This is a genomic window from Pseudomonas sp. REP124 (assembly GCF_020164475.1).
Classification (GTDB): Bacteria; Pseudomonadota; Gammaproteobacteria; order Pseudomonadales; family Pseudomonadaceae; genus Aquipseudomonas.
Map to the genome: position 1 here is coordinate 1 of NZ_JAIQWX010000247.1, position 4,980 is coordinate 4,980.

A 4,980-nucleotide genomic window follows, 5' to 3' on the forward strand; every position below is an offset into this window, starting at 1 on the left:
CCTTGCTCCTACAGAGGACTTTGTTATCTGTGGTTCGGGAGGTTACCTGTGGCAAATCATCCATCAATCTGGCGCAGCCAAGGCTTTGAGGTACTCCGGACTTTCGCTGATGGAGTTGTGCCCGGTCCCCGGTATCACCCGCAGTGTCGCCACCCCTTTGGGGAAATGGTGGTAAAGGCGCTGGGTGCTGGCGGCGGGGATGACTTCGTCGTTTTCGGCAGCGATGAGCCGGGTTGGCACGCCGATGTGTTCGGCGTAGCGCCAGGATTCGAATTTGTCGGTCAACAACCAGTGCACCGGGAACAGGCGGAATCGCCGGGCCGCCAGTTCCTCGATGCTGTTGTAGGGCGTGACCAGCAGCAACTCCGTCACCGGCCGCACACTGGCCAACCGCACGGCAACGCCGGATCCAAGGCTGCGGCCCACCACAAGAATCTGCGGATGCTCGGCATACACCTTGTCGAACAGGGCCATGGCATCCCGGGCGATGGCTTCTTCGGAGGGCGAGCCGCCGCTGCCGCCATAACCCCGGTAATGTATGAAATACAGCGCATGATCAGGGAAGGCCTTGGCGAACGATGGCAGGCTGCGCGAGACGTCCTCGGCATTGCCGCCAAAATAAATCAGCGCCTTTGGACCGTTGTACGGACGGGTCGACACGTTTACCTGCACGTCATCCACCGCCAGGCTCAGCAACGGCGCCGACGCATCACTTCGCGCCTGCGGGTAATAGATCAGCGCCCGCTGAAACACGAACAGCGCCGCGCAGAGCGCCAGATACAGCGCAACGGGCAGAACGACGAGTAACACCAGGGTTCGGGACATTCGGCTAACGTTAGTGGGCGGCATCGGCGGCTCCGGATGCTGTCAGAGTGTAGTTGGCGGTAAAGGAGGGCACCGATGCCCAACATGCCTCGATGGCTCGACGTACGACCCTCTGAACGTTCGGCCCTGATCCTGGGCTTCGCGTTCCATTTCTGCGTGCTGGCCAGCTATTACCTGGTGCGCCCGCTACGCGATGCTTTGGGCCTGGAAGGCGGCGCCGACAAGTTGCAGTGGCTGTTCACCGCGACCTTCGTGGTCATGCTGTTGATGGTGCCGGTCTTCGGCGCCCTGGCGTCGCGCCTGCCGGCCACGCGCTTCGTGCCGCTGATCTATCGCCTGATCGCGGTGTCGATGCTGGTGTTCGGCCTGCTGATCGCCAACCACATCGCCCCGGTGACGGTCGGGCGGGTGTTTTTCGTCTGGATCAGCATCTACAACCTGTTCATCGTCTCGATTTTCTGGAGCGTGCTGGTCGACCGCTTTTCCAGCGAACAGGGCCGGCGACTGTTCGGCTGCATCGCTGCGGGCGGCACCCTGGGTACGTTCATCGGGCCATTGCTGGCCGCGACCATGGCTACCCGGCTGGGGCCGATGGCCCTGACGCTGGCGGCGGCGCTGTTGCTGGAAGTGGCGGTGCGTTGCTACCGGGGGCTACTGGCGCGCACGCAATCGCAGTCCGGCAGTTCGCTAATCGACGAACGGCGCATGGGTGGCAGCATACTCGCCGGCATCACCCTGATTCTGCGGTCTCCCTACCTGTTGGGACTGGTGCTGTTCATGCTGTTGCACACCAGTGCCGCGACCTTGTTGTACTTCGAGCAGGGACGGATCGTCGCTGGCAGCTACGCTGATACTGGCAGCAGGACGCAATTCTTCGCCGTGGTCGATCTGATCGTCTCGGCGCTGACCCTGACCTTGCAGTTGCTGCTGACCGCGCCGTTGATCCGCCTGGTCGGCATCGGCGGGGCGCTGGTGGCGATGCCCCTGGCGACCATTGTCGCGTTTGCCGCCATGGCGCTGGCGCCGGTGCCGACCACGGTGGCGCTGGCCCAGGGCCTGCGACGGGCGGTGGAGTTCGCCCTCGTGCGGCCGGCCCGCGAGGTGCTGTGGACGGTGGTCAGCCGCGAGGAGAAGTACAAGGCCAAGAACGTGATCGAGACCCTTGTCTATCGCGGCGGCGACGCGGCCAGTGGCTGGTTGTCCGCCGGGCTGACCGCGCTGGGCGCAGGCTTTGGCCTGGTGGCGGTGCTGATCGTGCCATTCGCCGGGGTGTGGGGCTGGACCTGTCTGTGGCTGGCCAGGCAACAGGCCCGACAGGCCGAAGCGCAATCACGGGAGAGGGAGATGTCATGAGCCATGCGGACGGTTTCACCCGCAGGGAAATACTCACGCTGGCTGCCGGTGTTTCGGCGGTCTTCACGTTCGCTCCATCGGTTGCGCAAACCGTGCTGGCGACGGGAACAGGAGGCAAGACCATGCAGACCCGCGCCATTCCTTCGAGCAACGAGCCACTGCCGGTGGTCGGGCTGGGCACCTATCGCGGTTTTGACGTGTCCCCTGAGGACGCGGCCTACAAACCGTTGCCCGGGGTGCTGCGTGCGTTGTTCGAGAAGGGCGGGACGGTGATCGACAGCTCGCCGATGTACGGGCGCGCGGAGGAAAACACCGGCGAGTTGCTGTCGATCCACGAGCCACGCTCGCCGGCTTTCCTGGCGACCAAGGTGTGGACCCGTGGCCGCGAGGAAGGCATCGCGCAGATGGAGCAATCCTTCAAATTGCTGCAGACCGACCGTATCGATCTGATGCAGATCCACAACCTGCTGGATTGGCAGATTCACCTGCCGACCTTGCGCCACATGAAGGAGCAGGGGCGCATTCGCTACATCGGCATCACCCATTACACCTCCTCGGCCTATGAGGAAGTGGAAGCGGTGCTCAAGGCCGAACAGCTGGATTTCCTGCAAATCAACTACGCGCTGGATGATCGCGACGTCGAGAAGCGCATCCTGCCGCTGTGCAGGGAGCGTGGCGTGGCGGTGATCTGCAACCGGCCGTTCGGTGGTGGCGGGCTGCTCGGCAGGCTCAATGGCAAGCCGCTGCCGGGCTGGGCGGCGCAGGTCGGGGTCAAGACCTGGCCGCAGATGGCGCTCAAGTTCCTTCTGTCGCATACGGCAGTGACCTGCGTGATTCCCGGCACCGGCAACCCGCGCTACATGGCGGAAAACGCCGGGGCGGGCTTTGGTCCGGCGCTGACCGACGCCCAGCGTTATCAGTTGATTGCGCTGGTGGAATAGGCCGTTTTCCCGTAGCTTCGAGCGCTCGTCAGCGTGTCTTGAAAGCTCTTCTATACTGTCCGCGCTGGCTGGCTCAGCATCCCTGTCCACTACTGCAAGGAGATCGAAATATGGCAATTCGTATTGGCGACGAAGCACCGGATTTCACCGCCGACACCACCGAAGGCAAGCTCAATTTCCACGAATGGATCGGTAATGGCTGGGCCATCCTGTTTTCCCATCCCAAGGACTTCACCCCGGTCTGCACCACTGAACTGGGCTATCTGGCCAAGCTGAAACCGGAATTCGACAAGCGCAACACCAAGATCCTGGGTCTGAGCATCGACCCGGTCAGCGATCACGAGAAGTGGGTCGGCGACATCGAGGAAACCCAGGGCAATGCGGTCAACTATCCGCTGATCGGCGACGAAAACCTGGTGGTGGCCAAGCTCTATGACATGATCCACCCCAACGCCAGCGGCGGTTCGCGCACGGCGGTGGACAACGCGACCGTGCGTTCGGTGTTCCTGGTGGGCCCGGACAAGAAGATCAAGGCGATGCTGATCTATCCGATGAGCGCCGGGCGCAATTTCGATGAAGTGCTGCGGTTGCTCGATTCGCTGCAGCTCAATGCCAAGCACACCGTGGCCACACCGGTGAACTGGCGTCCGGGAGAGGATGTGATCATCCCTACGTCGGTGTCGGATGAGGATGCGAAGAAGAAATATCCGGATGGGTTCAAGACTCTGAAGCCTTATTTGCGGACTGTGGCTCAGCCGAAGTAATCATTGGTCCTGATATCGTCATCGCGAGCAGGCTCGCTCCCACAGTAGATCTCCATCGACACGGATTGTGTGTCCAACGAAGATCCTCTGTGGGAGCGAGCCTGCTCGCGATGGGGTCAGTCCTGCCAACCCATCAGACCAGATATTTGCGAAACCACCCCAACGTCCGCTCCCACGCCAGATCGGCCGCCGCCTTGTCATACCTGGGCGTCGAGTCGTTGTGAAACCCGTGATTGGCACCCGGATAGATAAACGCCTCGTACGTCTTGCCATCAGCCTTCAGCGCCTTTTCAAACGCCGGCCAGCCCTCGTTGATCCGCGTATCCAGTTCCCCGTAATGCAGCATCAGCGGCGCCTTGATCCGTGGCACGTCCTTGGCATCCGCCTGGCGCCCGTAGAACGACACCGCCGCCCCCAGTTCCGGATAGGCCACAGCCGCCGCGTTGGTCACACCACCGCCATAACAGAAACCGGTGATGCCGACTTTGCCGCTGCCTTCGGGGTGTTTCATCATCCATTCGACGGCGGCGAAGAAGTCGTTCATCAGCTTGGTCGGATCGACCTTTTCCTGAAGCTCGCGGCCCTTTTCGTCGTTGCCTGGATAGCCGCCGACCGACGTCAGGCCGTCCGGGGCCAGGGCGATGAATCCGGCCTTCCCCAGGCGCCGGGCGACGTCTTCTATGTACGGGTTGAGCCCACGGTTTTCATGCACGACCACCACTGACCCCACCTTGCCGGTGGCCTTGGCCGGGCGCACCAGATAGCCGCGCACCTGGCCGTTGCCTTTGGGAGACGGGTAGGTGATGTACTCGGCGAGAATGTCCGGGTCGGTGAATTCGACCTGCTCGGCCAGGGCATAGTTGGGGCTCAGCGAGGCCAGCAGCGCACTGGCGGTCAAACCGCCGAGGGTGAACAGCGCCGCGCGGTCGAGGAATTCGCGGCGGTTGATCAAGCCGTGGGCGTAGTAGTCGTAGAGCTCCAGCAGTTCGGGGGCGAAGTCTTTGGCGGTGAGACGGGTCATGGGTGGTTCCTCTCATCTGATTGAATACGGACCGCCCTTTGTAGGAGCGAGGCTTGCCCGCGAAGGCGTCCTTGAG

The 4,980-nt window shown here is 62.5% G+C and carries 5 protein-coding genes; 3 read left to right on the forward strand and 2 right to left on the reverse strand.

From position 1 onward, the window contains the following. Positions 1–63 precede the first annotated feature (63 nt). Complete coding sequence (locus K9857_RS29600; RefSeq protein WP_224542010.1) at positions 64–849, reverse strand: alpha/beta hydrolase; 786 nt, start codon at positions 847–849, stop codon at positions 64–66. 51 nt (positions 850–900) lie between these two features. Here K9857_RS29600 and K9857_RS29605 point away from each other — a divergent pair, with 51 nt between their 5' ends. From K9857_RS29605 to K9857_RS29615, 3 genes are all read left to right on the forward strand, one after another. Further along, positions 901–2,178: an NTP/NDP exchange transporter gene (locus tag K9857_RS29605; protein WP_224542012.1), complete on the forward strand. Its 1,278-nt coding sequence runs from the start codon at positions 901–903 to the stop codon at positions 2,176–2,178. Further along, positions 2,175–3,119, forward strand: a complete 945-nt coding sequence (locus tag K9857_RS29610; protein ID WP_224542014.1) for an aldo/keto reductase — start codon at positions 2,175–2,177, stop codon at positions 3,117–3,119. The genes K9857_RS29605 and K9857_RS29610 overlap by 4 nt, the downstream gene beginning before the upstream one ends. A 110-nt stretch (positions 3,120–3,229) precedes the next feature. Continuing rightward, on the forward strand, positions 3,230–3,883 hold the full coding sequence (locus K9857_RS29615) for a peroxiredoxin (RefSeq protein WP_224542015.1): 654 nt from the start codon (positions 3,230–3,232) through the stop codon (positions 3,881–3,883). Between the two features lie 133 nt (positions 3,884–4,016). Here the strand turns inward: K9857_RS29615 and yghX are convergent, their stop codons facing one another. Further along, positions 4,017–4,904 (reverse strand): YghX family hydrolase, encoded by an 888-nt coding sequence (gene yghX / locus K9857_RS29620; RefSeq protein WP_224542018.1) that lies wholly within the window; start codon positions 4,902–4,904, stop codon positions 4,017–4,019. Between the last annotated feature and the right edge of the window lie 76 nt (positions 4,905–4,980).

What these genes read in the sequence shown, in the direction of transcription:
- K9857_RS29600 (WP_224542010.1), bottom strand. Translation starts at nt 849, where the DNA reads ATGCCGCCCACTAACGTTAGCCGAATGTCCCGAACCCTGGTGTTACTC.
- K9857_RS29610 (WP_224542014.1), top strand. Translation starts at nt 2,175, where the DNA reads ATGAGCCATGCGGACGGTTTCACCCGCAGGGAAATACTCACGCTGGCT.
- yghX (WP_224542018.1), bottom strand. Translation starts at nt 4,904, where the DNA reads ATGACCCGTCTCACCGCCAAAGACTTCGCCCCCGAACTGCTGGAGCTC.
- K9857_RS29615 (WP_224542015.1), top strand. Translation starts at nt 3,230, where the DNA reads ATGGCAATTCGTATTGGCGACGAAGCACCGGATTTCACCGCCGACACC.
- K9857_RS29605 (WP_224542012.1), top strand. Translation starts at nt 901, where the DNA reads ATGCCCAACATGCCTCGATGGCTCGACGTACGACCCTCTGAACGTTCG.